We start from the raw sequence: 26002 nt of genomic DNA on the forward strand, positions 1-26002 counted from the left end.
GGTCACTTCAGCCGCGGCGCCTGCCGGACGAAGGTGTCCAGCACCCCGTCGGCGAGCTTCACCGGCCCCGGCGTGCGCGGCTCGCCCGGCACCGTCCGCACCTGCTCGGCCCGGTCGGCCTGCGCACCGGCGGCGGCGAACCGCTCACCGGCCACCGCCTCGTTGCCGTCCGCCCGCGCCTGCAAACCGTCCACAGTGGTCACGAACGCGTCGCCCCACAGGTCGGCGGCCTGCAACCACGGCTCCGAGTCGGACACGAAGTCCTGCGGCGCCCCGGACCTGATCCGCTCCGGGGCCTGCGCGACCTGCTGCGCGTAGTCGCGCAGCTCGGCCAGCGCCGCCTGGTTGTCCCCGCTGCCCCACGTGGCGCGGAACTCGTCGATGCGCCTGGCCAGCTCCGGTGCCGGTGGCTGCCACGGCTTGCCGCTGGCCAGCGGCGACATGTTGTTCAGGTCGAAGAACACCAGCAGCGCCCGCACCAGGTCCGGGTTCGCCGCCGAGTCCGGCCGCAGCGCCGCGGCCGGATCCGTCGCCAGGTAGCGCGCCGCCGCGCGATGCGCCCGCTGCGGGTCGAAGTCGTCGTCGTTCCAGGCGAAGTCCGCAGCGCCGGTCTCGACGACCTTGCTGGCCGCGGCCTGGTTCATCGGGTTCACCGCATCGCCGACGAGGTGCTGGCTCAGCCCCGGCTCGCGCCGGTCGTACGGCCCGAGCAGCAGCCTGCCCTGAGCCTTCTTGAAATCGTTGACCGGGTAGTTGTCCCACAGGTACACCTTGCGGCCCCAGAGCTGCGCGGCCTGCTCGGCGTCGGAGACGGTGATCTGCTTGGGGATCACGCCGTCGCCGGTCCACATCAGCACCACGCGCGGGTCGAGCCCCTCGCTCAGCGCCGTCTTGTAAGGCGACTCGTCCAGGTCGGAGTACTCCGTCGGCACGGTCTGCACCGGGCGCGCGCCGGGATGGGTGTCGATGAACTCCCGCTGCACCCGGTTGAGCAGATCCTTCTGCGCCCGGCCGGCGGCGGCCTCGTTCGGCGGGCCGTAGCGCGCCTGGTCCTGCCCGCAGTTCCAGCGGGTGTAGGAGATGTCGTCGAACGGCACCGAGAAGTCCCGCACCCCGGAGTCGTACATGGTCTGCAGCTTGTCCTGCAGCGCCTGGAAGTCCGCCGGGTCGCTGAAGCAGATCGAGTTCCCCGGCGAGAGCGCGAACGTGAAGTTCACGTGGTGCGCGCCCGCCTGCCCGATCAGCTCCCGCACCTGCGCGAGCTTGTCCGGCGGGTACGGCTCGCGCCAGCGCTCCCGGTGGAACGGGTCGTCCTTCGGCGCGTAGATGTAGGTGTTGAACTTGACGTCGCCGTAGAAGGCCAGCTGGTCCATCCGCTCGGCGTGCGTCCACGGGGTGCCGTAGAAGCCCTCGATCGAACCGCGCAGCGGCATGTTCGGCTGGTCCACCACGCCGACCCCGGCGATCCGGCCCGGCGAGGTGAGTTGCCGCATCGTCTGCACCGCGTAGTAGGCGCCTGCGGGATCGGACGCGCCGAGGATCACCGAGTCCTTGCCGCCGGACGCGGCGAACACGTAGCCCTCGGCGGGCAGCGGCGACGGCGAACCCCAGTAATTGTCCTGCAAGCCCTTCGTCACGCCGGGCGAGCTCCGGTCGCCGATGCGCACCCGCAGCGTGGCGTCCTGCACCGGCGGCCCCGGCGGCCGCACCACGACCTCGGAGGCCCCGGCCGAGCGCAGCACGTTCTCGGCCAAGTCCCGGGTCTGCCGGTCGACCAGCGGGTCCAGCACCAGCTCGACCTTGCCGCGCACCGCGACGTCGTCACCGAGCCGTTCCATCTTCTGCGGCTGCGGCACCACCTGCGGAACGCCTTCGGCCGGGAAGGAGTCCGGCCCGGAGACCTCTTCGTTCCCGGGCGGTGCCTGCTCCGGCGGGGCACCGGCGGTGCAGCCCGCGGCGAGCATCGCCGCGCTGATCAGTGCGGCCACCGGACCGGCGAGCCGGCGCAACGGAAAGGACATGCCGTCCGAACCTCCTTCGACCTGGCACGTGCGGATACCAGGAGATCACATCCCGGTCCGGGCGGCCGCGGGCTGACGCGGTCCCGCCACGATCATCGCCGGGCCGCTGCCCGCCACCACCGGGCGGCGGCACCGAACGCCCAGCACAACGTACCCAGCGCAGCGCCCCGCGACGCGACACGCACGGGCCTACGGAACCGGCCGGAAAGGGGCCGGACACGACGAAGGGCCGCTCCCCGAACGGGAACGGCCCTCCTCGCGTGCGGTGCGGGCGTCAGCGCGGACGCTGCCGCCCGGGCACGGCGGTCGTCACATCATGCCGCCCATGCCACCCATCGGGTCGCCACCACCGGCGGCGGCACCGGCCGCCTCCTTCTCCGGCTTGTCCGCGACCACGGCCTCGGTGGTCAGGAACAGCGCGGCGATCGACGCGGCGTTCTGCAGCGCCGAGCGGGTGACCTTGGCCGGGTCGGTGACGCCCGCGGCCAGCAGGTCCTCGTACTCGCCGGTCGCGGCGTTGAGGCCGTGGCCGGGGGCGAGGCCCTTGACCTTCTCCGCCACGACGCCGCCCTCGAGGCCGGCGTTGATGGCGATCTGCTTGAGCGGGCCCTCGACGGCCAGCCGGACGCTGTTCGCGCCGGTCGCCTCGTCGCCCTCCAGCTTGAGGTCGTCGAACGCGGCCACGGTCGCCTGCAGCAGGGAAACGCCGCCACCGGCGACGACGCCCTCCTCGACGGCGGCCTTGGCGTTGCGGACCGCGTCCTCGATCCGGTGCTTGCGCTCCTTGAGCTCGACCTCGGTCGCCGCACCGGCCTTGATCACGGCCACGCCGCCGGCCAGCTTGGCCAGCCGCTCCTGCAGCTTCTCGCGGTCGTAGTCGGAGTCCGAGCGGTCGATCTCGGCGCGGATCTCGTTGACCCGGCCGGCGATCTGCTCGTCGTCACCGGCGCCCTCGACGATGGTGGTCTCGTCCTTGGTGACGACGACCTTGCGCGCCTGGCCCAGCAGCGGCAGGTCGGCGCTCTCCAGCTTCAGGCCGACCTCCTCGGAGATCACCTGGCCGCCGGTCAGGATCGCCATGTCCTGCAGCATCGCCTTGCGGCGGTCGCCGAAGCCGGGGGCCTTGACCGCGACCGACTTGAACGTGCCGCGGATCTTGTTGACCACCAGGGTGGACAGGGCCTCGCCCTCGACGTCCTCCGAGATGATCAGCAGCGGCTTGTTCGACTGCATGACCTTCTCCAGCAGCGGGAGCAGGTCCTTGATGTTCGAGATCTTGCTGCTCAGCAGCAGGATGTACGGGTCGTCGAGGGACGCCTCCATCCGCTCCGTGTCGGTCACGAAGTACGGGGAGATGTAGCCCTTGTCGAAGCGCATCCCCTCGGTGAGCTCGAGCTCGAGCCCGAAGGTGTTGCTCTCCTCGACGGTGATGACGCCTTCCTTGCCGACCTTGTCCATCGCCTCGGCGATGAGCTCGCCGATCTGGCGGTCGCCGGCCGAGATCCCCGCGGTGGCGGCGATCTGGTCCTTGGTCTCGATCTCCTTGGCGTTCTTGAGCAGCTGCTCGGCGATCGCCTCGGTGGCCTTCTCGATGCCCCGCTTGAGGGCGATCGGGCTGGCGCCTGCCGCCACGTTGCGCAGACCCTCGCGCACCAGCGCCTGGGCCAGCACGGTGGCGGTCGTCGTGCCGTCACCGGCGACGTCGTCGGTCTTCTTCGCCACTTCCTTGACGAGCTCGGCGCCGATCTTCTCCCAGGCGTCCTCGAGCTCGATCTCCTTGGCGATGGAGACGCCGTCGTTGGTGATGGTCGGCGCGCCCCACTTCTTTTCGAGCACGACGTTGCGGCCCCTCGGCCCGAGCGTCACCTTGACGGCGTCGGCGAGGGTGTTCATGCCGCGCTCAAGGCCGCGGCGGGCTTCCTCGTCGAACGCGATCATCTTGGCCATTGCGGTGTGGTCCTCCACCTGTCTGGACGCCACGCGGGGGATGTTCACCCCGTGGCAGGACTCTGTGCTCGGCCAGGCTCGGTGCCCGCGACGGACGACCGGACGCGGCGGCACCGTCGTGTGGCACCGGCGCGACGGCCTCACCGTCCCGACCTGGCACTCAACTGCGCTGAGTGCCAGATCCAGGTTTAGCACTCACACACATCGAGTGCAAGCCGCTCGCCCGCTCCGCTCCGGCGCAGACCGCTTTTCGCCCGATCGAGCGGGCGCATCGGGTTCGCCCAGGTGATCAGGCCGTTCAGCCGCCGACCGTGGGGACCTCGGTGGGCAGTTCGGTGCTGTTGTACGACGAGGACGGCGGTGAACCGCCGGACGGGCCGCCGCCGGAACCGCCCGACGAGACCGCCATCGCGATGAACAGGACCGCGAGCACGACAACAGCCACCGCGATCAGCAGCGGCACCAGCCACTTCGCCGTGCCGCCGGTCCGCTTGGCCGCGAACGGCGAGCCCTGCGCGGGCATCGGCGGCCGCAGCCGGACCGGTTCGCCGCCCGGCGGCTGGGTTCCCGGCGGCCGGGCACCGGGAGGTCGGACGCCCGGAGGCTGCGGCTGGGCACCGGGATGCTGGGCACCCGGCGGCTGCACACCCGGAGGGCTCACCGGAGGCTGCGAGCCCGGAGGCTGCCCGCCCGGATGCCGACCGCCCTGCTGCGGGTAGGACGGCCCGAACGGCCCGGGAGCCACCGGCGGTGCCGAACCCGGTCCGCCCTGGTTCGGCACCGGGCCGGGTTGCGCGGGCTGCGGACCGGAAGGCGGCCCGACCGCGGGCATGGTGCGCTTCGTGCGCGCATCCCCGGACTGCGCCAGCACTTCCTTCGCGGCCGCCATCAGCTTCCGGCAGTCGTCGTAGCGCTGGTCCGGCTTCTTCGACATGCCGTTGCGCAGCACGGCGTCGATCCCCGCCGGCAGCGACAGCAGCGCCGTCGCGGACGGCGGCTCGGCGTTCAAGTGACCCTGGATGACCTCCTGCACGTCGCCCTGGAAGGGCGGGCGGCCGGTCAGGCAGGCGAACAGCATGCAGCACAGCGCGTAGAGATCGGTGCGTCCGTCGACCGGCTCGCCGCGCAGGTGCTCCGGCGCGGCGTAGGTCGGCGAACCGAGGAAGTCGCCGGAGCTGGTGCGGTGCCCGGTAGCGCCGCGGCGGGTCAGCCCGAAATCCGCGAGGTACACGTGCTCGCCCGCGGACTCCCGCGAGGTCACCAGCACGTTCGCCGGTTTGAGGTCCAGGTGCACCAGCCCGCGCTCGTGCAGCATGTCCAGCGCCTCGGCTACCTGGCTGAGCAGTTCCACCGCGCGGTACGGCGAGATCGGGCCGTCCTTGATCAGGCTGGCCAGGTCGGACCCGTCGACCAGCCGCATCGCGATGTAGAGCATCCCGTCGATCTCGCCGAAGTCGTACAGCGGCACGACGTTCGCGTGGTCGATGGCGGAGGTGTTGCGGGCCTCGTCGACGAACCGCTCGCGGAACTCGGCATCACCGGTGATGTGCTCGCCCATGACCTTGAGCGCGACCTTGCGGCCCAGGCGGGTATCGGTGGCGCGGTAGAGCACGCTCATCCCGCCGCGGCCCAGCACCCCGTCGATCTTGAAGTGGCCGAGGCGGCGTCCGGTGAGGTCTTCCGACACGCGGGGGAGCCTAACGGTCGGCGATCAGCGACGTCTGCGGGTTCCGGGAGCGCGTCGTCGGATCGGCCCAGCAAACCGGCCCAGCAGCAAACCGGCCCAGCGGACCAGATCTGGACGGGACCGGCGGCGAATCGAGCACCGGATGCGCGGGCACCGAATCGCGGGCGGCGCGAATTCGCCGGACAGCACGCGGCCCGGCCCCGATCCGGAGCCGGGCCCGCAGTGCGCGCCTCAGACCTTGCGGACGCCGTCCGCCTGGGTTCGGCCGTCGCGCCCCGGTTTCACCTCGAATTCGACCCGGTCGCCTTCCGAAAGGGTGCGGAAACCGGACATGTTGATCGAGGTGTAGTGCACGAACACATCGGAACCACCGTCGGTGGCGATGAAGCCGTAGCCCTTTTCCGAGTTGAACCATTTGACCGTGCCGACCGCCACGGCGTCCTCCTAGTGGAAACAATGATGCACGGCGCTCCCGAAAGCGCCGCTGGAGCAGGGGTCACGCTACCCGAGAAGGCGCGATTCGTCCGCCGTTCACCATTGCGACTTTTCCGCGAAATGCTGGGCCGAACGGGTGTATTTATGCAGCACGCACCGTCATCGGATACATCGGATAAACCTTTCCCGCGGACCACCGCCGCGGCATATTCCGCCGAACGGAGATTCTCGAGACGGACGAACACCGGCCGTGCAGCACCGCGCAATGCGCGAAACGGTGATCATTTGCAGCACCGCATTCGAGCGGTCAGGAACGGCCCGCGGAACCCTGCGCCTGCAACCAGGACGCCAGACCGCGGGGATCCCGCGTCTGCACCAGCACCTGTCCCGGGCCGGCGAAATCGAACACCAGCCCCTCCCCGGTGCGCATCGACTGCGGCACGCCCTGACCGGCCTGGCGCAACCGGGTCTGCACCGCATCCGCGTAGGCCACCACGTGCCCCGGATCGACGGTGACGAACTCACCGGGCTGCAAGGTCATCACGTCCAACGCGCCGTAGCAGGCCAGCACCACCGGACCCGGCCCGCTGACGTGGCTGAGGAATCCGGGCTCACCGCCGAAGAGGTTGTTGAACCCGGGCCACTGGTCGTCGCTGTGCGTCGTCCCGCCGGAGGCGAGCCAGGCACCGCGCGCGACGCACCAGCCGCGCCCGTCCAGCTCGAGCACGTTGAGGTCGCCGGGCAACGGCCCCGCCACGTCGACCCAACCGCCCTGCTGCCCGGCCGTGCAGGTGGTCACCGCCGCGTCGCCGCCGAACGCTCCCCTGGTCAGCGACTTGAGCAGGCCGCCACCGGTGCGCGCTTCGACCACGACGCCGTAGCTGGTGGCCAGCATCGAACCGGCCGCGATCCGGACCGGCTCGCCGGGCGCGAGCAGCAGCCTGGCGACCCCGAACGACGGCGTGTGACGGGTTCGTACCTGCACATGCCCTCCTCCGGTCGCCGCGCGGTCGGAGGCAGTTTGCCATGAGGGCGCCCAGCGCCGGTCGCCTATAAGGACACCAAGCGCCGGTCGCCTACGAGGACGCCCAACGCCGGTTTCCAATGAGGACACCCGGCGCCGGTCGCCGATGCGGACGCGCCGTTGCTACGCAACGGCCACAGCACCGAGCCGACGATCGCCCGAAGCGGAAGCGAAACGCGCACGAACCATCACCCACCGAAGCGGCGCGATCCACCGCGGCCCCGGAGCCCAGCGGCGCAAGTCGCTTTTGGCACGCCGGTGGCGACAGCGCGGCACCCCATGACCGATGATCGGGGCGTGCCCCAAGCAACTGGACCATCCGGGTTGACCCCGGTGCCCGAACACCAGGCGCGGATCGCCACCCTGCTGCCCCCGGCCCGCGCCGAGTCCCGCCCGCTGGCGGACTGCCTGGACCTGGCGCTGGCCGAAGACCTGGTGGCGGCGATCCCGCTGCCACCGTTCGACAACTCCGCGATGGACGGTTACGCGGTCCGCTCGGTGGACGTGGCCGAAGCGGGCCCGGACGACCCGGTGACGCTGCCGGTCAGCGAGGACGTCCCGGCAGGCCGGATCGACAGCCCGCCGCTGCAGCCCGGCACCGCGCACCGGATCATGACCGGCGCGCAGATGCCCGCGGGAGCGGACGCGGTCGTACCGGTGGAACGCACCGACGCCGGGACCTCCGAGGTGCGCCTGCACGCTTCCGTGCAACCCGGTGCGCACCTGCGCCGAGCCGGGGAGGACGTGCAGGTCGGCACGGCGGTGCTCCACGCCGGAGTGTCCCTGGGCCCGGCGCAGCTCGGCATCGCCGCGGCCGTCGGCGCCGCGCGGCTGCCGGTGCGGCGGCCGGTGCGGGTCCTGGTGCTGTCCACCGGTTCGGAACTCGTGGAACCGGGTTCGCCGCTGCGCGCCGGGCAGATCTACGAGTCCAACGGGCTGATGCTGGCCGCTGCGGTGCGCGAGGCCGGCGGCGAGGCGCAGCTGCTGCGGTTCGTGCCCGACGACGTGGAGTCGTTCCACGCCGCGCTGCAGCCGCACCTGGAGACCACCGACCTGATCCTCACCTCCGGCGGGGTCAGCGCCGGGGCGTACGAGGTGGTCAAGGACGCGCTGGCGGGCAACGGCGTGGAGTTCACCAAGGTCGCGATGCAGCCGGGGATGCCGCAGGGCTGCGGGCGCTACCGGGACGGTCCCGCGGTGGTGACGCTGCCCGGCAACCCGGTCAGCTCCATGGTGTCGTTCGAGATCTTCGTGCGCCCGGCGCTGCGTTCGGCGGCCGGGCACCACCGCAACCAGCGGCCGACGAGGCAGGCCGTGCTGACCGAGCCGCTGGAGAAGACCTCGGCGGGCAGGCGGCAGTACCGCAGAGCGGTGTTCGACCCGGCGACCGCGACGGTGACCCCGCACGGCGGACCCGGCTCGCACCTGCTCTCCGCGATGGCCGGGGCGAACAGCCTGCTCGAGGTGCCGGAGGAGACGACTTCGCTACCCGCGGGCGCGACCGTGGACGTGATCTTGATGGAGTGACCTCGCAGCAGCAGTCCGCCAAGTCCGCCCGCGCACCCCGGGGTGCGCGTCTACTTCGAGCTGGAGTTCCCGTGCGTGGCCCCTGGCGCGCCGCCCTGGCGCTGGCGTTGCACATCGGCTTCTTCGCCTTCCCACTGGCCGTGGTGCTCGGCCTGCTGGGCATCACCGCTTACACCGTGCGCGCCGACATCGGACTCGGCGCGCGAGCCGGGCTGGCCGCTTTCGTGGTCGCCGCCGTGGTCGGCATCGGCCTGCGCACGGTGCTGCGCAGCCAAGAGATCCCGCGCGGAGTCGCGCTCAAGCGCGCGGAGCAGCCGAAGGTCTGGAAGGTGATCGACACCGTCTGCACCGGTTCCGGCGCGCAGCCCCCGGACGAAGTGCGGATCACCTCGGAGCCGGGGTCGCTGCTGCGCGAGGACACCGCGCTGCTGGGCCTGCGGGTGCGGGCGCGCTACCTGGAGATCGGGTTGCCGCTGCTGGCCGGGTTGTCGGCGAGCGATCTGCGGGCCGTCGCGGCGCGCGAGCTCGGCCGCACCGTCGGCGCCGGCCGGCTGGTGGTGCTGGCCGACCGGGTCCGGACCAGCGTGCTGCGCACCGCTGAAGGGCTCACCGGCGGCCCGGCGAAGTGGCTGTTCACCGGCTACGCCCGCGCGTACGCGGCGGTGGCGGGCGATCCGGGAGCGAACCTGTGGTTCGGCGCGGACACCATCGCCGTGCAGGCGGCGGGCAAGCGGGCCGCGGTGACCTCGTTGCGGAAGGTGCAGGCCGTCGAATTCGGGTGGCGCGCCTACGCCGAGGAGTACCTCACGATGGCCGCCAAGGTGGAGCACACCCCGGACCTGCTGCTGGGCTTCCGGGCTTTCATGGACCACCCGGAGCGCAAACCGGAGCTGTCCGAGCGCGTCAAGCAGGCGATCGCCGAAGAACGCGGCGTGCGCCCGTCCACCCGGGAACGGGTGGAGGCGATGAAGCGGCTGCGCGGCGGCGACCGCGATCCCGACGACCGGCCCGCGTTCGCGCTGCTGCGGGAACCGCGCGAGACGGTTCCCGCGCTGGAGGACCGGTTGCTGGTCGACGGTCTCGGCCCGCGGCTGCCCTGGCCGGACCTGGCGCGCAAGGCGGGCGCCGCGGCGGTCGCGCGGCAGGCCGGGCTGCTGGCTTCGGCGGTGCGCCAGAGCGGCCTGGACTGCCAGCCCGCGATCGGCGGAGTGCTGGCCGCGATCCACCGCGACCAGCGCGCCGACCTGATCAACCCGGTGCTCAATCCGGGCCTGAGCCCGGAGAAGCTGGACGAGGCCGTGGTGGACACCCTCACCGAGCTGCTCGGCGGCGCGGTGGTGGACGCGCTGGTGTGCGCCGGGCGCGCGCAGCACGAACTGGACTGGGCGGGCGAGTCGGTGGTGCGGCTGTCCACCGGCCACCCGCTGGACCCGGACCGGCTGGTGCGCCCGGCGGTGCAGGACCCGCGGCTGGTGCCCGGATTGCATCGGGCGCTGGTGGATCTGGGCGTGCCGTTGCAGCACTACCGGGAGCCCGCCGACGACCCGGACCCGTCGATCTCCGGGGTCGTCAGCCCGGTGCAGTACGCGGGCGGGCGGTTCGACATGGTGGTCACCGACCGGGGCCTGGTGCTGGTGCCGAGCGCGGCCAGCCCGGCGAAGCGGCTGCTGGCCGGCGCGGTCGGGCGGCTGCGGAAGGCGGAGAACGAGGAGCTCTGCGAGCTCTCGGAGACCCCGGTGCAGCGGTTGCGGGAGCAGGCCGACGCGCAATGGATCGACAGCCGCGACGTGGCGGTCGCGACGCTGGTGCAGGAACGTTCCGGCTGGTCGCTGACGCTGGAGCTGTACTTGGACGACGCGTCGATGTCGACGGTGCAGCAGGACGCCGTGCAGCAGGGTCCGAACGACATCCCGGAGTTGATCGTGCGCAGCAGCGGGGATTCCGAGGAGCGCGGCGATCCGTACCGCGGGCTGGGTGAGCTGATGGGCGCCCGGATGTCGATCGACGACAGGCGGGGCGCACCGGCCGAGTGAAGCCCGCCCAGGCAGGGATGTGACTCTGCGTGAGCAAATCGCAGACCAATGTCCTCCAATAGCGGCTACGTAGTTCGTGTGAGCCCAATTACACTGGTGACCGCGTAACAACCCGTCGATCGACTCCGTCTTCACAGACGTCCGCTCCCGCTTCGCCGCGGGCAGCGGGCAACCCCGGGTCCCGTGTGCCGTCGGGGGGTGCACGGACCCACCTCGGGGACCGCTCGGCGCCAACGGGGAGGCGCCTTGCGGTGCGGTGCCGGAGCGGCACCGGCGCTTCGGGGGCGCCGGTCCGCTCCGGCATCCTTAATTTGCGGCCCGTTTCTGCCACCGGGCTCCGCCGACTCGCCCGGCCGCGGCCGCCACCTGGCCGAGCCGCCGCTCACGCATCCGGCACGAATCAGCACGCAACGCGCTTTCACCTGCGCACAGCGACCCGCGTGATCCACACCGCCCCCTGGCGTCGAAGCCGCGGCCGCGTCCGCGATGCTGTACCGACACGGCCGCAGCGCGGTCACCGCGCCGCAGCACCGACCTCCGACGCACGGGGTGTAGCAGCTCGATGAGCACCCAGACAGAACCAGGCACGACGAACCCGCTGGCGCACCTGGCTCAGCTCGCCCGCGACACCGTTCCGCCGATGCATCCGGCGGGCAAGCCGTTCGTGCTCGGCGCGGCGGCCGCGACGCTGCTGCTGCGCCGCAAGTGGCGGCCCGCGGGCGTGCTCGGCGGCATCGCCACGGCCTGGTGCGCCTGGTTCTTCCGCGAGCCCGCGCGGGTCACGCCGCAGCGCGACGGCATCGCGGTCGCGCCCGCCGACGGCACCGTGGCGCACGTGGAGACCGCCGTGCCACCACCCGAACTCGGGCTCGGCGATCGACCGCTGACCCGGGTCAGCGTGTTCCTCACGATCTTCGACGTGCACGTGCAACGGCTGCCCGCCACCGGGGAGATCGCCAAGACCGCCTACCGGCCCGGCGCCTTCCTGTCCGCCGACCTGGACAAGGCCAGCGAGGACAACGAGCGCAACTCGCTGCTGCTGCGCACCGACGACGGGCACGAACTGGTGGTGGTGCAGATCGCCGGGCTGGTCGCGCGCCGCATCGTCAGCTCGGTGCGCGACGGCGACCGGGTGCTGGCCGGGCACACCTACGGGCTGATCCGCTTCGGCTCCCGCGTGGACCTGTACCTGCCGCCGGGCAGCCGGGTGCTGGTGGAACCCGGCCAGCGCACCGTCGGCGCGGAAACCGCGGTTGCCGAGCTGCCGACCGGCGCGGCGGCGGAATCCCCGGCCAGCGGCGGGCAGGCATGAACGGGCTGCGCGGCGCACCACCCGGAATCCGGCTGCTGCCCAACGCCGTCACCGTGCTGGCGATGTGCGCCGGGCTGTCGGCCGTGCAGTTCGCGCTGAACGCGCAGCTCACCGGAGCCATCGCGGCGGTCGCGGTGGCCGCCGTGCTGGACGGGCTGGACGGGCGGATCGCGCGGCTGCTGGACGCCACCACGCGGATGGGCGCTGAGCTGGACTCGCTGTCCGACGCGATGTCCTTCGGCGTCGCCCCCGCGCTGACGCTCTACGCCTGGCAGTTGCAGGACAACCGGGCGGGCTGGATCGCCGCGCTGGTCTTCGCGGTGTGCATGATCCTGCGGCTGGCTCGGTTCAACACGTTGCTGGACGACGTCGAGCAGCCCGCCTTCAGCAAGGAGTTCTTCGTCGGCGTGCCCGCGCCCGCGGCCGGGTTGCTGGCGCTGCTGCCGCTGGTGCTGACCGCGCACTTCGGCTATCCGGGCTGGTGGGCGCAGCAGCCCGTGGTGATGGTCTGGATGGTCGCGGTCGCCGCGCTCGCGGTGAGCCGGGTGCCGACGTTGTCGCTGAAGACCGTGAAGGTGCCTGCGAAGGCGGTCGCTCCGCTGCTGGTGCTGGTGGCGCTGCTGGCCGCGGGGATCATCATGTTCCCGCTGGTCTCGCTGGCCGTGGCGCTGGTGGTGTACCTCGTGCACATCCCGTACGCGGTGTACCGGTACCGCTGGCTGCTGCGGCACCCGGAGGCGTGGGCGGCGCCGCCGCGCGAGCGCCGCGCCATCCGCAGGCGCACCCAGCGGCGGCTCGGGCTGCGGCCGCCGCACCCGCGCCGGGCGCTGGCCGGGGCGCGGCAGCGGATGCGCCGCACCCGCGGGCCGGAAGGCCCCCGGTTGAGCTGGCGCCGCCTCGGACTGCGCCGCAGCCGCAACGGCAGCCCCCGCTGAGCCATCCCGGCCGAGCGAACGGGCTGTTCGACCGATCCAGTGGGGCGAGCAGGCCGCTCACTCGGCTCGACGAGCCGAGGCGCGCGGTGAGCCGGAGCGAGCGGACCGTCGACCCGTCTTGAGCGGTCCGCTCACTCGTCGGCGCAGAGCGCTCAGCGGATGCGGAGGCGTTCGGTGCGCACGAAGTTGATCGTGTAGCGCTTCCACGGCTGCTGATTGCCCAGCGTCCGATCGATCGCCGAGCGCGCGTGCAGCGCGTTCTCCACCAGCGAACTCGCCAGCAGCTCGGTCGCGGGAGCCCCGGCGGACTGGATGTCCGGCACCTTCGCCGTGGGCCGCCCGCTGAGCAGCTGGTCCACCGCCTGCAGCGCGGGCACCGCGACGGCCTGCTCGTCCTCCGGCCGGAACGCCAGCGTCGACACGTCCTGGCGCAGCGCGTCCAGCGCGATCGCCGCGGCCCGGGTGGCCTCCTGGTCCTCGTCCGACTCCGGGTCGTCCAGCAGCGCGGGCATCCCGAGCAGGTCCTGGGTCCGCCGCAGCGCGAGCACGTGCGCGGCCTGCATCGCCGCCTGCACCTGGTGGCCCTGCCCGGCCGCGCGCACGCTGCGCAGCAGCTCGGAGACCGACCACACGGTGGAGCGGACCGCACCGCGCACGTCCGGCACCATGCTGCTGGGCAGCACGATGAAGCTGACGTAGCCGACGCCGAGCGCGATGGCCGCGCCGACCGCGGTGTTCGACGCGAAGCTGATCGCGACGTTGGCCAGCGGCCGGTCCAGCCGCATCGCCTGGTCCACCGCGGTGATGACGATCAACGAGCTCAGCAGCACCTGGTAGTCGGTGCGCAGCCGCTCCACCCCGAGCAGCATCGCCGCCACCACCGCGGGCACCAGCAGGTACACCCCCGGCAGCAGCGTGATCAGCGCGGCGAGGAAGACCACGCCGAGCACCGCGCCACCGGTCCGCTCCAGCGCCCCGTTCATGCTGTCCCGCGCCGCGGGCGCGAGCACCACGTACAGCGCGAGCAGCAGCGTCGACGCCGACGGATCGTGCAGCAGCAGCACGATCACCAGCCCGATCCCCACCGCGAGCGTGCAGCGCAACGCGTGCCGGAACAGCGATGACCGCAACGACAGGTGAGCCTTGATGCCGCCGATCGCGCGCTGCTTGGCACCGCCGGGCGCGGGCGGGCTGGCGGGCGCTTCGACCCGCTGCACGACCGCGCCGCGGATCCGGTCCAGCCCCTGGTTCATCCCGGCGACCGCTTCCGGCAGGTCCTGCCTGCCGCCCGCGGAGACCACGGCCTGCGCGGGGTCGACGCGCGCCATCGCGGGCAGCCCGCTGCAGGCGCGGGAACGCACCGCGCGGGCGAGTTCGGCGGCGACGAGGTCGGCCTCGGCGACGATGCGGTGCAGCCGCTCGGCTTCGATCCGGTCGGCCTGCTCGGCCTGCGCCAGCAGTGCCTCGCGGGCCGCGCGGAACCGGGCCGCGCCGGCCAGCACCTGCCCGAGCCAGGTCGTGGAGCCGTCCGCGCGCCAAGCGCTCGCGGCCGACTCCAACACCCCCGGCCCGGGTTCGAGCAGCGTGCGGGCGACGGCCGCGCGGGTCGCGCGGGTCGAGTCGCCGATGCCGATGAGCACTCGCAGGACCAGCGCGAACAACGCACCTGCGACGGTGCACAGGAACAGCATCCAGGCGGGCTGGTCGCTACCGATGCCGGTGGTGCTGGAGAACAACGTCGCCGCCGCGAACGTCTGCCCGCTGACCCGGTACTGCTCGCCGAGCGCGGGCAGCATCCCGGAACCGAACACGACCACCGCGACCAGCGACCCGGCCAGCACCGGGATGCCGTAGAGCACCGGTCCCAGCGCCATCACCAGCACCAGCGCCGGACCGAACCAGGAGAACCGGTGCAGATCCGACCGCAGCGACCGCCCACCGGCCGCCACCAGGGCGAACACCGCGGTCAGCCCGCCGATCAGCGCGGGCGTGCGCAGGTCGAACAACCAGCCGCCCGCGGTGGCCACGACCGCGGTCACGAGCACGGCCACCGCGTACTGGCGCCGCCGGAGATCCGGCGCCCCCGCCTCGGTGTTCAGGCCGGTGTCCAACCGCTCTCTTACCTTCGTCAACACCGATGCAGCCACGGTGGTCGCTTACTCCTACTTCTTCGTCGCGTGCGAGAGGTCGATGCGCCCCGTAGCCGAGCGTTGCGCAGGACGCCGGGCATTCCCCCGGCATCCGCAGCGGGCTTCGCCCGAGCGGCGCGGAGTCGGGGAAGCACAGCGCCGGAGGGGCCCAGCGCCGCAGAGGCACAGCGCCGACGAGGCACTGGGCCGGAGAGGCACTGGGCCGGACAAACACTGGCCGGACAAGCACTGGGCCGGAGAGGCACTGGCCGATCGGCAGGCTGCCGCATGACTCACGATCTATGTCGGTGCGACCCGCCTCGTGAGTTACGGCGTCGTCGAAAATCACTCGATCAGGTAACTCAAGCCGGTCCCCATCAGATCGACCGCGGGCTGATCCGCCAGAACGTCGACACCGGTCCCACTCCGGAACCGAGCGGGTAGGCGTGCTCGACACTGCGCGTCACGAACCGCTTGCCCGCCGCCACCGCCTCCGGCACCGCAGCACCCTTGGCGAGCGCGGCGGTGATCGCCGAAGCGAACACGTCACCGGCGCCGTGCGTGTGCACCGTGGAGTAGCGCGGGCCCGGCAGCGGCATCGCCGTGCTGCCGTCGAAGAGCAGGTCCACGCACTCCGGGTCGTCCCGCAGGTGCCCGCTCTTGATCAGCACCCACTGCGGCCCGAAGTCGTGCACCGCCTTCGCCGCGTCCAGCAGGTCGTCCCGGGTGCGCGCGTCGCGGCCGGTGAGCAGCCGCACCTCGTCCAGGTTCGGCGTCACCAGCGTCGCCCTGGGGAACGCCTGGTAGCGCAGCACGTCGAGGGCGTCCGCGCGCAACAGCGGCTCACCGCTGCGGGATGCGGCGACCGGGTCGACGACGAACGGGGTGCGGCCGGAGCCGCCGATGCCGTGCTCGTCGCAGGCGGCCACGACCGCCTCTATGGTCGCCGCCGAGGCCAGCACCCCCGTCTTCGCCGCATCCACCCCGATGTCCGAGGCGACGGCGCCGATCTGCGCACCCACCGTCTCCGCCGGGATTTCCACCAGGCCCGTGACTCCCACGGTGTTCTGCACGGTCACCGCGGTCACCGCGGTCATGCCGTGCACGCCGCAGGAGAAGAACGCGCGCAGATCGGCGTGCATCCCGGCACTGCCACCGGAGTCCGAGCCGGCGATGGTCAGCGCGGTCGGCGGCGCCGTGTCGTTGGCGGGTCGTCGCAGGCCAGGCTCGTCGTACATCCTGCTCATCCTAGGCGCCTGTCTCGGAACGGTTCTGGTGTTGGTCTTTTCAAGCGGCGTCAGCCGCTTTCGCCACCTACGCAACCGGCACCACCGCGGGTTCTCAGGCGTCGTCTCGCGAGGACAGCTCCGACGCCGAGTAGGGCGCTACTTCAGGAGGAGATCCCGCAGCGAGACGGCGCCTGAGGTTCCGCTACCCGACCACCTACGCAAAACGAGCTCAACAGGCAAGCACTCACCGCACGATCGGCAGGTAGACCTCGCCGCCGGACTCGGCGAACTCCTCGGACTTCTCCCGCATGCCTTCCTCGATCGCCTCCACACTGGTCAACCCGCGCTCCTCGGCGAACCTGCGGACGTCCTGGGTGATCTTCATGGAGCAGAACTTCGGCCCGCACATCGAGCAGAAGTGCGCCGTCTTCGCGGGTTCCGCGGGCAGCGTCTGGTCGTGGAAGGACTTCGCGGTGTCCGGGTCCAGCGACAGGTGGAACTGGTCGGTCCAGCGGAACTCGAACCGCGCCTTCGACAGCGCGTCGTCCCACTCCTGCGCCCGCGGGTGCCCCTTCGCGAGGTCACCGGCGTGCGCGGCGATCTTGTAGGTGATCACACCGGTCTTCACGTCGTCCCGGTCCGGCAGCCCGAGGTGCTCCTTCGGCGTGACGTAGCAGAGCATCGCGGTACCGGCCTGCGCGATCACCGCCGCGCCGATGCCGGAGGTGATGTGGTCGTAGGCGGGCGCGATGTCGGTGGTCAGCGGCCCGAGGGTGTAGAACGGCGCCTCGTCGCACAGCTCCTCTTCCAGCCGCACGTTCTCCGCGATCTTGTGCATCGGCACGTGGCCGGGGCCTTCGATCATCACCTGCACGTCGTGCTCGCGGGCGATCCGGGTGAGCTCGCCGAGGGTCTCCAGCTCGGCGAACTGGGCGCGGTCGTTGGCGTCCGCGATGGATCCGGGCCGCAACCCGTCGCCGAGGGAGAACGTGACGTCGTAGTCCCGCAGGATCTCGCACAGCTCGGAGAAGTGCGTGTACAGGAAGCTCTCCCGGTGGTGCGCCAGGCACCACGCCGCCATGATCGAACCCCCGCGCGAGACGATCCCCGTGACGCGCTGCGCGGTCAGCGGCACGTAGCGCAGCAGCACGCCCGCGTGCACGGTCATGTAGTCCACGCCCTGCTCGCACTGCTCGATCACGGTGTCCCGGTACAGCTCCCAGGTCAGCTGCGCCGGATCGCCGTCGACCTTCTCCAGCGCCTGGTAGATCGGCACGGTGCCGACCGGGACGGGCGAATTGCGCAGGATCCGCTCGCGGGTTTCGTGGATCCGCTTGCCGGTGGACAGGTCCATGATCGTGTCGGCGCCCCAGCGGGCGGCCCACACCATCTTCTCGACCTCTTCCTCGACCGACGAGGTCACCGCCGAGTTGCCGATGTTGGCGTTCACCTTCACCAGGAAGTTCTTCCCGATGATCATCGGCTCGGTCTCCGGGTGGCAGCGGTTGGCGGGCAGCACCGCGCGGCCGCGGGCGATCTCGTCGCGGACCAGCTCGGCGGGCAGGTCCTCGCGCGCGGCGACGAACTCCATCTCGCGGGTGAGCACGCCCGCCTTCGCCCACGCCAGCTGGGTCCGGTGCTCGCCGTTCCAGCCTTCCCTGGCACGCGGAAGTCCACTGTGGACGTCAATGTCGGCCGCGGTGTCGGTGTACGGGCCGGAGGTGTCGTAGACGTCCAGGTGCTCGCCGTTGCTGAGGTCGATGCGGCGCTGCGGCACGCGCAGCCCGGCGGTCTCGCGGTAGACCTTGCGCGAGCCGGTGATCGGGCCGGTGGTCACCCCGGGCACGACGGATTCCACAGTGGACTGAGAGCGCACCGGGCGCTGCGCTTCCGCGGTGGCTCGGGTGTCCGCAGTGGACTGATCAGGACGCACGTCGGCCATGGCCGTTCACTCCCTACGCCGGCATTATCCGGTCAGGTTCAGGCGGTCGGCGGCCCCGGACCGATCGGTCCAGCCGCCCTCTCAGCCCGCTTCCGGTGCGGGCTCCCGCGGTTGTGTTGTCCCGATCGAGGCTAGCGGCGGACACGGCCCGTGCCAAGACCACGAGTGGGCCACTGACGCCGGGACGGATCACCGCTAAGCCCGCCACCAGGGACGACACTTGATTGTCAGACCGGGAGGATACAGTGCGTGATGACACCAACACAGGAGGTGACCGCGCTGTGAGTGCAGCCCCGGTACTTCAGGATTCGTCTTGGGACGAACTCGTCGAGGTCTTCGAGCACCTCGATCCTCCCGAAGGCTGGCGTGCGGAGATCATCGACGGAAGGATCGTGATGTCCCCGCCGCCCGCGCCGAAGCACAATCTGATCGCCGACTCGGTCCAACGATCGATCTACCCGGCGCTGCCGCGAGACATCGTGCTATTCCAGACCGCGGGCGTTTCCGCACCGCCTTTCCCTGGCCAGTACGTACCCGACCTGATCGCGTTCCCACGCGACGCCACCGAGGGCGAATCAGGGGTCATTCCCGGGGAAGCCGCCTTGCTCGCGGTGGAAATCACCTCGAAGGGCTACGCGGATACCGGCCGCACCACGAAACTGCACGCTTACGCCCGTGCTGCAATCCCGCTCTACCTGCTCATCGACCGGTTCGCGGATCGGTGGCCAACGGTGACCCTGTATTCCGATCCGGCCGAAGACGTCTACCGAGCTGCACACGCCGTCCCGTTCGGAAAACCGTTGGTCCTGCCCGAGCCGTTCGACGTGACGATCGAGACGGCGGATTTCCCGCGCTGATCCGGCGGTTCATTCCGCGCCGAACGGATCGCCTTCCATCGCCGGATCCCAGGACAATCCGGGGACTCCCCAGCCGTTGCGCTTCACGGTCTTCTTCGCCGCCCGCGCGTTCCGCCCGATCAACCTGCTCAGGTAGAGGTAGCCGTCCAGGTGGTCGGTCTCGTGCTGCAGGCAGCGGGCGAAGAAACCGGTGCCCTCCACCTCGATCGGCGACCCGTCCACGTCCTGGCCGGTGGCCTTCGCCCAGCTCGCGCGGCCGGTGGGAAATGCCTCGCCGGGCACCGACAGGCAGCCCTCCCAGTCGTCTTCCGGGTCCGGCATGGTCTCCGGGATCTCGCCGGTTTCCAGCGACGGGTTCACCAGCACGCCGCGGTGCCGCACGCCGTCGTCGTCGGGGCAGTCGTAGACGAACACCCGCAGGTCGACGCCGATCTGATTGGCCGCGAGCCCGGCACCGTTGGCGGCCGCGTTCGTCTCGAACATCTCGTCCACCAGCGTGCGCAGTTCCGCGTCGAACTGCTCCACGGGACGGGTGGGGTGGTGCAGCACCGGGTCGCCCACGATGCGGATCGGGTGAACAGCCATGCGGCGGAGCGTATCGGTCGGTCCGCGGCCGTCGCCGCAGGCGCGGAGTGGATCACCAGCACGGGTGTCGTCGCCGGTGTGTTGTCCTCGCATCCGGCACCGGGCCGCGTGATGTAATGGTCGCGGAATCACACCCTTGTGATTCCGGCGAACGCGGGATCCCCGGATCGCGACGCGAGGAGCCAGATGGACGCCGCTCAGATGTTGACCGCGCAGGAGATCGCGCGGCAATGCGAGGAACTGGCGCGGGTCGTGGGCCGGCGCGGCGGCGGAGTGGCGCCGGATGGGCAGCTGCCGGACGGGCACCTTCCGGACGGGCAGCTGCCGGACGGACGGTTGCGCCCGGTGGAGGCGGTCACCGAGCCGATGCTGCGAGTCGCCCGACCGGAAACCGACCGGCCGGGCGGTGCCGAACCGGGTCGAGACGAACGTGCCGGAACCGAGCCGAACGGCGCCGGGCCGAGCAGGGCCGAGCCGCAGCGGCAGGGCCGCGAATGCATCGGGCGCAGGTCCGCGGACCGTGGCCCGGCCGACCGGGAGCCCACCGACCGGGAGCAGGCGGACCGGGAGCAGGCCGATCGGAACCTGACCGAGCAGGAAGCGGGCATCCTCGCCTTCGAACGGCAGTGGTGGAAGCGTTCCGGCGGCAAGGAGCGGGCGATCCGGGAGCTGTTCGACATGTCCGGCACCCGCTACTACCAGGTGCTCAACGGGCTGCTGGACGACCAGGCGGCGGTGCGGTCGGATCCCATGCTGATCAAACGTTTGCGCAAGCTGCGGGCGAGTCGGCAACGTGCCCGGCAGGCCCGCCGACTGGGAATCGAGTGGCACTGATGACTTCCGGGCAACCCCCGTCCAGCCCGTCCGCGGCGAAGCTCGGCGGGTTCGCGCTCATCGGCGTCGGAGCCGTGGCCGCCGTGGTCGGCCTGGCCACGCTGGCAGGCGGCGGTGAGGACACCGAGGCAGCGCCGCCTGCGGGCGAGCAGACCTCCGCGCCGCAACCGCCGTTGCCGCCGCTGCCGCCGGAGCCGACCAGCAGCCCGGAGCCCACCAGCAGCCCGGAGCCCACCAACGGCGCAGCGCCGCCGCCGAGCCCGAGCAGCCTGCCGCAGCCCGAGCAGCCACCGTCGGCGAACCAGCCGCGCCCGGACGCCCCGGGCGCCGAGCCGGGCCAGGCGAAGATCGTCGTGCGGGTCTACAACAACAGCACCATCAAGGGACTGGCGCACCGGGCCGCGGACGACTTCCGCAGCGCCGGCTACGAGGTGCCCGAGGTGGGCAACTACGCGCGCGGCACGATCCCGACGACCACCGTGTACTACCGGCCGGGAACCCCGGAAGAGAAGCAGGCGCAGGCGGTGGCCTCGGCGTTCCGGGCCAAGCTCGAGCCCCGGTTCCCGGGACTGGAGGACGCCAGCCCCGGGGTCATCGCCATCATCACCAACGATTACAAGGGCATTTCCGGGGGCAAGGGCGGCAGCTGACGGCCGCTTCCGTCCACTGTGGCCGGTCGTGCGGCTCGGCGGGTGCGCGGCGGGCCCGCGCGGAGTCGGCGGCACTGCGCCGAATCCCGCGCAAGACCTCAGCGCCTGCCTCGCGACCGGCGTCGGCCGCTTCCGCCACCTTCGCGGAACGAGCCCGAAGACAGGGCACTCAGCGACGCGAGTCGGCGTAGGACTCCAGCGCCGCCAGCTGCGCGGGGTCCAGCGACGGGCGCACCGCGCCGCGTGCGGTGCGCAAGTGCGCGGCGGAAACCTCGGCAGCGGCGAGGGATTCGCGCATCGCGGTCAACGCCGCTTCGCGCACCAGCGCAGCGCAGTCCGCCGCCGAGTAGCCGTCCAGCTCGGCAGCCAGCTCGCCCAAGTCCACATCGGACGCGAGCGGGGTGTTGCGGGACGCGGAGCGCAGGATCTCCTCGCGCGCGGCCGCATCCGGCGGCGGCACGTACACCAGCCGTTCCAGCCTGCCGGGGCGAAGCAGCGCCGGATCCACCAGTTCGGGCCGGTTGGTCGCGCCGAGCACGACGACGTCGCGCATCGGCTCCACGCCGTCCAATTCGGTCAGCAGCGCGGCCACCACCCGGTCGCTGACGCCGGAATCGCCGGACTGGCCGCGTCGCGGAGCGAGCGCGTCCACCTCGTCCAAGAACACCAGCGCCGGCGAGGCGTTCGCGGCGCGCAGGAACAGTTCGCGCACGGCGCGTTCGGACTCGCCCACGAACTTGTCCATCAGCTCGGCGCCCTTGACCGACAGCACGTTGAGCCGCCCGCTGCCTGCCAGCGCACGCACCAGGAACGTCTTGCCGCACCCGGGCGGGCCGTACAGCAGCACCCCGCGCGGTGGTTCCACGCCGAGGCGGGTGAACGAGTCCGGGTAGCGCAACGGCCACAGCACCGTCTCGGTCAGCGACTGCTTCACCTCGGCCATGTCGCCGACGTCGTCCAGGGTCAGGCCGCCGGTCTGCAAGTTGTCCGATGTGGACATCGAGATGGGGCGCACGGCGGTGAGGGCGTCGAGGAAGTCCTGCTGGGCCACGGCGGGTTCGGTGCCTTGCGCGTGGCCCAGTGCGGCGCGAACCGCCGCCTCCCGGCACAGCGCCACCAGGTCGGCGACGACGAATCCGGGTGTGCGCTCGGCGATCTCGCCGGGCCGCACGTCCTCCGCGAGCGGTGCGTTGCGCAGCAGGACCCGCAGCAGCTCGGTCCGGGTCGGTGCGTCCGGCAGGCCGATGGTGAGTTCGCGGTCCACCCGCCCCGGCTCGCGCAGCCGCGGATCGACGGCCTGCGGCTGGGCGCTGGTGACCACGACGGCGAGGTTGCTCGTGCTAAGCACCGCGGTAAGCGCGTCCAGCGCGACGGTGGCCAGCGGCGGCGGTTCGGACGCGGGCAGCAGGCTGTCCACGTCGGTGATCAGCAGGACGCAGGTGTGCTCGGCGGCGCTGCTCGCCGCCCGGTCGAGCGCGTCCTGCCAGCGCTGCGCCGCGCTTTTGGCCTCCAGCGCGGCGATGCTGGGAGCGGTGATCTCCACCAGTTCCGCGCCGACCTCGCGGGCCACGGATCGGGCCGCGGTCGCCTTGCCGACCCCGGCCGGGCCGCTGAGCAGGACCCCGAGCTGCGGGGTCGTGCCAAGGCGGCGCAGCAGTTCGGGCTGCTCGAAGGACAACCGGAGCCATTCGGCGAGCCGGTTCGCCGCATCCCGCGAACCGGCCAGGTCGTGCAGCGGCACCGGTGGTTCGGCGTGCGGTTCGGGCTCCGGTGCGGGAGCCGCGGGCGGCGCGGTCACCGCGGCGGCTTCCGGGCGCTCCCCCGCAGCACCGCGCCAAGCGACCACAGTGGACGGAGTCACCGCCACGGGACCGTCCGGGTCGGCACCGGCGATGGTGATCAGCTCGTTGGTCCAGGTCATCCCGATCGCCGCGGACAGCCGCCTGCGCACCTGCCCCGCGTTGGCCGCCGTCGCCGGAGCCAGGTCCTGCGGCAGCAGCGAAACCGTGTCCCCTGGCCGGAAGACCTTGCCGGTCAGCGCCAGCCGCACCGTCTCCGCCGAGACTGCGGCGGTGGCCAGGCGAGAACCGGCCACGGTCACCTGCCGCGCGGGCTGCACCCGTGCCGGGGCGACGCCGAGCTCCGCGCCCTCGGTCATGCCGAGGTTCATCAGCGCCACGTCATCGAGCAGCAGCACTCCCGCCGGGCCCGCGCGGTCGGCGGCCGCGGCCAGCGCGACCGTCACCCGGCCGCCGGTGAGCTCGACGGCGTCCCACGGCCGCAGCCCGAGCGCATCGAGGACTTCCGGGTGCAGCCGGACCACGCCGCGCCGGGTGTGGGCCGCGGAGGTGGACAGGCGAGCGGTCAAGGTCAGCGACGGCACTCCACGAGCCTAAGCGACGCACCGCGAGCGGTACCGATCCGAGTGAAGACCCTTCGCCGGCGTGCACCGCTCCTTCCACCCGGTTCCGGCCACACCTGCCCGACACGCCCGAACGCCACCCTCCCCGGTTGATCTTTCCGGAGTGAACGGCCTGTTGGTCCGACTAGATTGGACGAACGGTCCGTTCACTCCTGGAGAACGGGGTTCAGGGGGTCGTGGGGCTGGAAGCCTGCGCCCAGAAGCGTTGCGGGATGCGGCCCGCTTGGGAAGCCAGCCGGCCGCCGTCGACGGCCGCCCGCATCGCCGCGGCCATCCGCTCCGGGTCCTTCGCGCGGGTCACCGCGGTAGCCAGCAGCACCGCGTCGCAACCCAGCTCCATCGCCAGCGCCGCGTCGGAGGCGGTGCCGATCCCGGCGTCCAGCACGACCGGCACCCCGGCCCGCGCCACGATCATCTCGATGTTGTGCGGGTTGCGGATGCCCAGCCCGGTGCCGATCGGCGAGCCCAGCGGCATCACCGCAGCGCAGCCGAGGTCTTCCAGCTTGCGCGCGAGCACCGGGTCGTCGTTGGTGTAGGCGAGCACGGTGAACCCGTCGTCCACCAGCTGCTCGGCGGCCTCGGGCAGCTCGACCGGGTCCGGCAGCAGGGTGTCCTCGTCGGCGACCACTTCCAGCTTCACCCAGCTGGTCTCCAGCGCCTCCCGCGCGAGCTGGGCGGTGAGCACCGCCTCCGCCGCGGTGCGGCAGCCCGCGGTGTTCGGCAGGGCTTCGATGCCGAGCCGCTGCAGCAGCTCCAGCACGCCGGTGCGCCCGCCCGCGTCCGCGCGCCGCATCGCGACGGTGGTCAGCTCGGTGCCGGACGCCAGCAGCGCGCGCTCCAGCACCGACAGGTTCGTCGCACCCCCGGTTCCGGTGATCAGCCGCGAGCCGAACTCGCGGCCCGCGATCAGCAGCGGATCGTCCACGTCAGCCTCCTTGCACGGCGGTGAGCACTTCGACCGCCGAGCCGTCGCGCAGCTCGGTCTCCGCCCAGGAAGCCCTGGGCACCACGGCCCCGTCCACGGCCACGGCCACACCTCGGTGCGGCACGCCGAACTCGTCGAGCACGGTGGCCAGCGTTTCGTCCGCGCCGAGCGGACGCGGCGCGCCGTTGATCATGATCTGCACGGTCGACCTCCTGTCTCGACGGCCCTGCCCGGCACGGCCGCGCGCACCACCGGCGGCGGTTCCCGGCCGCTCAGCGCCGCGACGATCGCCTCGGCGGTGAGCGGGGCGAGCAGGAAACCGTTGCGGTGGTGGCCGGTGGCCACCAGCACGCCCGGCTCCAGTTCGCCGAGCAGCGGCAAGTTGTCGTGCGTACCCGGCCGCAGGCCCGCGTCCGCCTCGACCAGCTGGTATTCGGCGATGCCGGGCACGAGTCGTTCGGCGGCGTTCATCAGGTCGCGCACCCCGCCGACGGTGACGTCGGTGTCGAACCCGACGTCGTACTGCGTCGCACCGACCACCAGTCCGCCCTCGTCGCGCGGCACCAAGTACACCTGCCTGCCGTGCACCGGGCCGCGGACCGTGCGCGACGGCGGCGGCAGCGCGGAGCCGCGCGCCCGCAGTCGCAGCACCTCGCCCTTCACCGGGCGGATCCGGCCGTCCAGCGCGGGATGCAGCGCGCCGGAGTGCGCCCCGGCCGCGATCACCACGATGTCGCTGCGCAGCGCGGAATCGGCGAAGTCCACCTCGCCGGGGCGCACGCGCAGCGCCCGGTCCGCGACGAACTCGACGCCCACGTTCGTCGCGGCCGCCCGGAGCGCGGCCAACGCGATCCGGTTGTCCACGGCGAGATCACCGGGCACTTCCAGGCCGCGGCGCACCGCGGGGCCCAGCGAAGGCTCCAGCCTCCGCGCGGCGCGACCGTCGATGCGGGAGACCTCGCGACCCACGCTCGCCAGATGCTCGGCTAGCCGGTCCAGGTCCGCGCGGTCCGCGCCGTCCGCTCCGGCCACCAGCGTGCCCTCGGTGCGCAGGCCGGACGGCAGGCCCGAGGCGGCGGTGAGTTCGGCGGCGAAATCGGGCCACCGCGCCAGCGAAGCCGCGCCGAGCTCGAGCAGCTCTTCCTCGCCCGGCCATGCCTCCGCGATCGGGGCCAGCATCCCGCCTGCGACCCAGGACGCGGCGGGCTCCTCGGCGTCCACCAGGCGCACCGGACTTCCGTCGCGCGCGGCGCACCACGCGATGGCGAGACCGATGACACCGCCGCCCACGACGGTTACGGACGGTCGAGCGGAGACGTGACGGGCGGCCGCGAGGCCGGTGGAACTGTGCGACATTTTGCGCTCCCTGCGCCGGCATGACCCGGATCAGGTTCGACGGTCGGGGCTGGCGCCCCCTCTCAGTCCGGTACTCCCCCGGACTCCCGTGCGGACCGATGTCCACGTTACCGACCGCGCGAGGCGGAGTCAGCCGCCGACCGCGGGCTAAG

Annotated in this window: 20 protein-coding genes and 2 riboswitches; of the genes, 7 read left to right on the top strand and 13 right to left on the bottom strand. The window is 72.1% G+C overall.

Features of this window, described 5'->3' with window-relative positions; translation table 11 throughout:
• Nucleotides 1-2 precede the first annotated feature (2 nt).
• The 5 genes from V1457_RS05545 to V1457_RS05565 form a co-directional block, all read right to left on the bottom strand.
• The gene (locus V1457_RS05545; RefSeq protein WP_338601042.1) at nt 3-2021 is read right to left on the bottom strand and encodes a beta-N-acetylglucosaminidase domain-containing protein; all 2019 of its coding nucleotides are present in this window, start codon (nt 2019-2021) and stop codon (nt 3-5) included.
• A gap of 309 nt (nt 2022-2330) precedes the next feature.
• A complete protein-coding gene (gene groL, locus V1457_RS05550) occupies nt 2331-3968 on the bottom strand; it encodes a chaperonin GroEL (RefSeq protein WP_200068698.1) in 1638 nt (545 codons plus the stop codon).
• Nucleotides 3969-4266: 298 nt separating this feature from the next.
• Complete coding sequence (locus V1457_RS05555) at nt 4267-5655, bottom strand: serine/threonine-protein kinase (RefSeq protein ID WP_200068352.1); 1389 nt, start codon at nt 5653-5655, stop codon at nt 4267-4269.
• Between the two features lie 231 nt (nt 5656-5886).
• Entirely contained in the window at nt 5887-6090 is a 204-nt protein-coding gene (locus tag V1457_RS05560) for a cold-shock protein (RefSeq protein WP_200068351.1), read from the bottom strand.
• Nucleotides 6091-6397: 307 nt separating this feature from the next.
• Entirely contained in the window at nt 6398-7075 is a 678-nt protein-coding gene (locus V1457_RS05565) for a TIGR00266 family protein (RefSeq protein ID WP_200068350.1), read from the bottom strand.
• 318 nt (nt 7076-7393) lie between these two features.
• On the opposite strand from V1457_RS05565, the gene glp reads away from it, so the two are divergent.
• The 4 genes from glp (at nt 7394) to pssA (ending at nt 12921) form a co-directional block, all read left to right on the top strand.
• Complete coding sequence (gene glp, locus V1457_RS05570) at nt 7394-8641, top strand: gephyrin-like molybdotransferase Glp (protein ID WP_338601047.1); 1248 nt, start codon at nt 7394-7396, stop codon at nt 8639-8641.
• Between the two features lie 71 nt (nt 8642-8712).
• Nucleotides 8713-10674: a M48 family metallopeptidase gene (locus V1457_RS05575; protein WP_338601050.1), complete on the top strand. Its 1962-nt coding sequence runs from the start codon at nt 8713-8715 to the stop codon at nt 10672-10674.
• A gap of 562 nt (nt 10675-11236) precedes the next feature.
• Nucleotides 11237-11986: a phosphatidylserine decarboxylase gene (locus V1457_RS05580; RefSeq protein ID WP_338601053.1), complete on the top strand. Its 750-nt coding sequence runs from the start codon at nt 11237-11239 to the stop codon at nt 11984-11986.
• Nucleotides 11983-12921, top strand: coding sequence for a CDP-diacylglycerol--serine O-phosphatidyltransferase (gene pssA / locus V1457_RS05585; RefSeq protein WP_200068346.1), 939 nt, complete (start codon nt 11983-11985; stop codon nt 12919-12921). Before V1457_RS05580 ends, pssA begins: the two co-directional genes overlap by 4 nt.
• A 152-nt stretch (nt 12922-13073) precedes the next feature.
• Here pssA and V1457_RS05590 read toward each other — a convergent pair whose 3' ends face one another.
• The 3 genes from V1457_RS05590 to thiC form a co-directional block, all read right to left on the bottom strand.
• The gene (locus tag V1457_RS05590) at nt 13074-15032 is read right to left on the bottom strand and encodes an FUSC family protein (RefSeq protein WP_233626603.1); all 1959 of its coding nucleotides are present in this window, start codon (nt 15030-15032) and stop codon (nt 13074-13076) included.
• A gap of 395 nt (nt 15033-15427) precedes the next feature.
• The gene (thiD, locus tag V1457_RS05595; protein WP_200068344.1) at nt 15428-16288 is read right to left on the bottom strand and encodes a bifunctional hydroxymethylpyrimidine kinase/phosphomethylpyrimidine kinase; all 861 of its coding nucleotides are present in this window, start codon (nt 16286-16288) and stop codon (nt 15428-15430) included.
• Nucleotides 16289-16523: 235 nt separating this feature from the next.
• Complete coding sequence (gene thiC / locus V1457_RS05600; protein ID WP_200068343.1) at nt 16524-18221, bottom strand: phosphomethylpyrimidine synthase ThiC; 1698 nt, start codon at nt 18219-18221, stop codon at nt 16524-16526.
• Nucleotides 18217-18340, bottom strand: a riboswitch (TPP riboswitch). (Overlaps the previous gene by 5 nt.)
• A 126-nt stretch (nt 18341-18466) precedes the next feature.
• Between thiC and V1457_RS05605 the strand changes: the two genes are divergently transcribed.
• On the top strand, nt 18467-19078 hold the full coding sequence (locus V1457_RS05605; RefSeq protein ID WP_338601063.1) for a Uma2 family endonuclease: 612 nt from the start codon (nt 18467-18469) through the stop codon (nt 19076-19078).
• Nucleotides 19079-19087: 9 nt separating this feature from the next.
• On the opposite strand, the gene V1457_RS05610 is transcribed toward V1457_RS05605, so the two are convergent.
• Nucleotides 19088-19663, bottom strand: coding sequence for a peptide deformylase (locus V1457_RS05610; RefSeq protein WP_338601066.1), 576 nt, complete (start codon nt 19661-19663; stop codon nt 19088-19090).
• A 585-nt stretch (nt 19664-20248) separates the two neighbouring features.
• Between V1457_RS05610 and V1457_RS05615 the strand changes: the two genes are divergently transcribed.
• Nucleotides 20249-20497 (top strand): DUF3263 domain-containing protein, encoded by a 249-nt coding sequence (locus V1457_RS05615; protein ID WP_233626759.1) that lies wholly within the window; start codon nt 20249-20251, stop codon nt 20495-20497.
• A complete protein-coding gene (locus V1457_RS05620; RefSeq protein ID WP_338601069.1) occupies nt 20497-21147 on the top strand; it encodes a LytR C-terminal domain-containing protein in 651 nt (216 codons plus the stop codon). Before V1457_RS05615 ends, V1457_RS05620 begins: the two co-directional genes overlap by 1 nt.
• Before the next feature lie 169 nt (nt 21148-21316).
• Here the strand turns inward: V1457_RS05620 and V1457_RS05625 are convergent, their stop codons facing one another.
• From V1457_RS05625 to thiO, 4 genes are all read right to left on the bottom strand, one after another.
• Nucleotides 21317-23530 carry an AAA family ATPase gene (locus V1457_RS05625; RefSeq protein ID WP_200068339.1) on the bottom strand — a complete coding sequence of 738 codons (2214 nt, stop codon included), beginning with the start codon at nt 23528-23530 and terminating at the stop codon, nt 21317-21319.
• A gap of 205 nt (nt 23531-23735) precedes the next feature.
• On the bottom strand, nt 23736-24494 hold the full coding sequence (locus V1457_RS05630) for a thiazole synthase (RefSeq protein WP_200068338.1): 759 nt from the start codon (nt 24492-24494) through the stop codon (nt 23736-23738).
• Nucleotide 24495: 1 nt separating this feature from the next.
• Nucleotides 24496-24687 (bottom strand): sulfur carrier protein ThiS, encoded by a 192-nt coding sequence (thiS, locus tag V1457_RS05635; RefSeq protein WP_407074775.1) that lies wholly within the window; start codon nt 24685-24687, stop codon nt 24496-24498.
• Nucleotides 24684-25850, bottom strand: coding sequence for a glycine oxidase ThiO (gene thiO, locus V1457_RS05640; RefSeq protein ID WP_338601077.1), 1167 nt, complete (start codon nt 25848-25850; stop codon nt 24684-24686). The genes thiS and thiO overlap by 4 nt, the downstream gene beginning before the upstream one ends.
• A riboswitch (TPP riboswitch) is annotated at nt 25841-25950 on the bottom strand. It overlaps the preceding gene by 10 nt.
• Between the last annotated feature and the right edge of the window lie 52 nt (nt 25951-26002).

Origin of the sequence: Saccharopolyspora sp. SCSIO 74807 (assembly GCF_037023755.1) — a bacterium.
Taxonomy (GTDB): Bacteria; Actinomycetota; Actinomycetes; order Mycobacteriales; family Pseudonocardiaceae; genus Saccharopolyspora_C; species Saccharopolyspora_C galaxeae.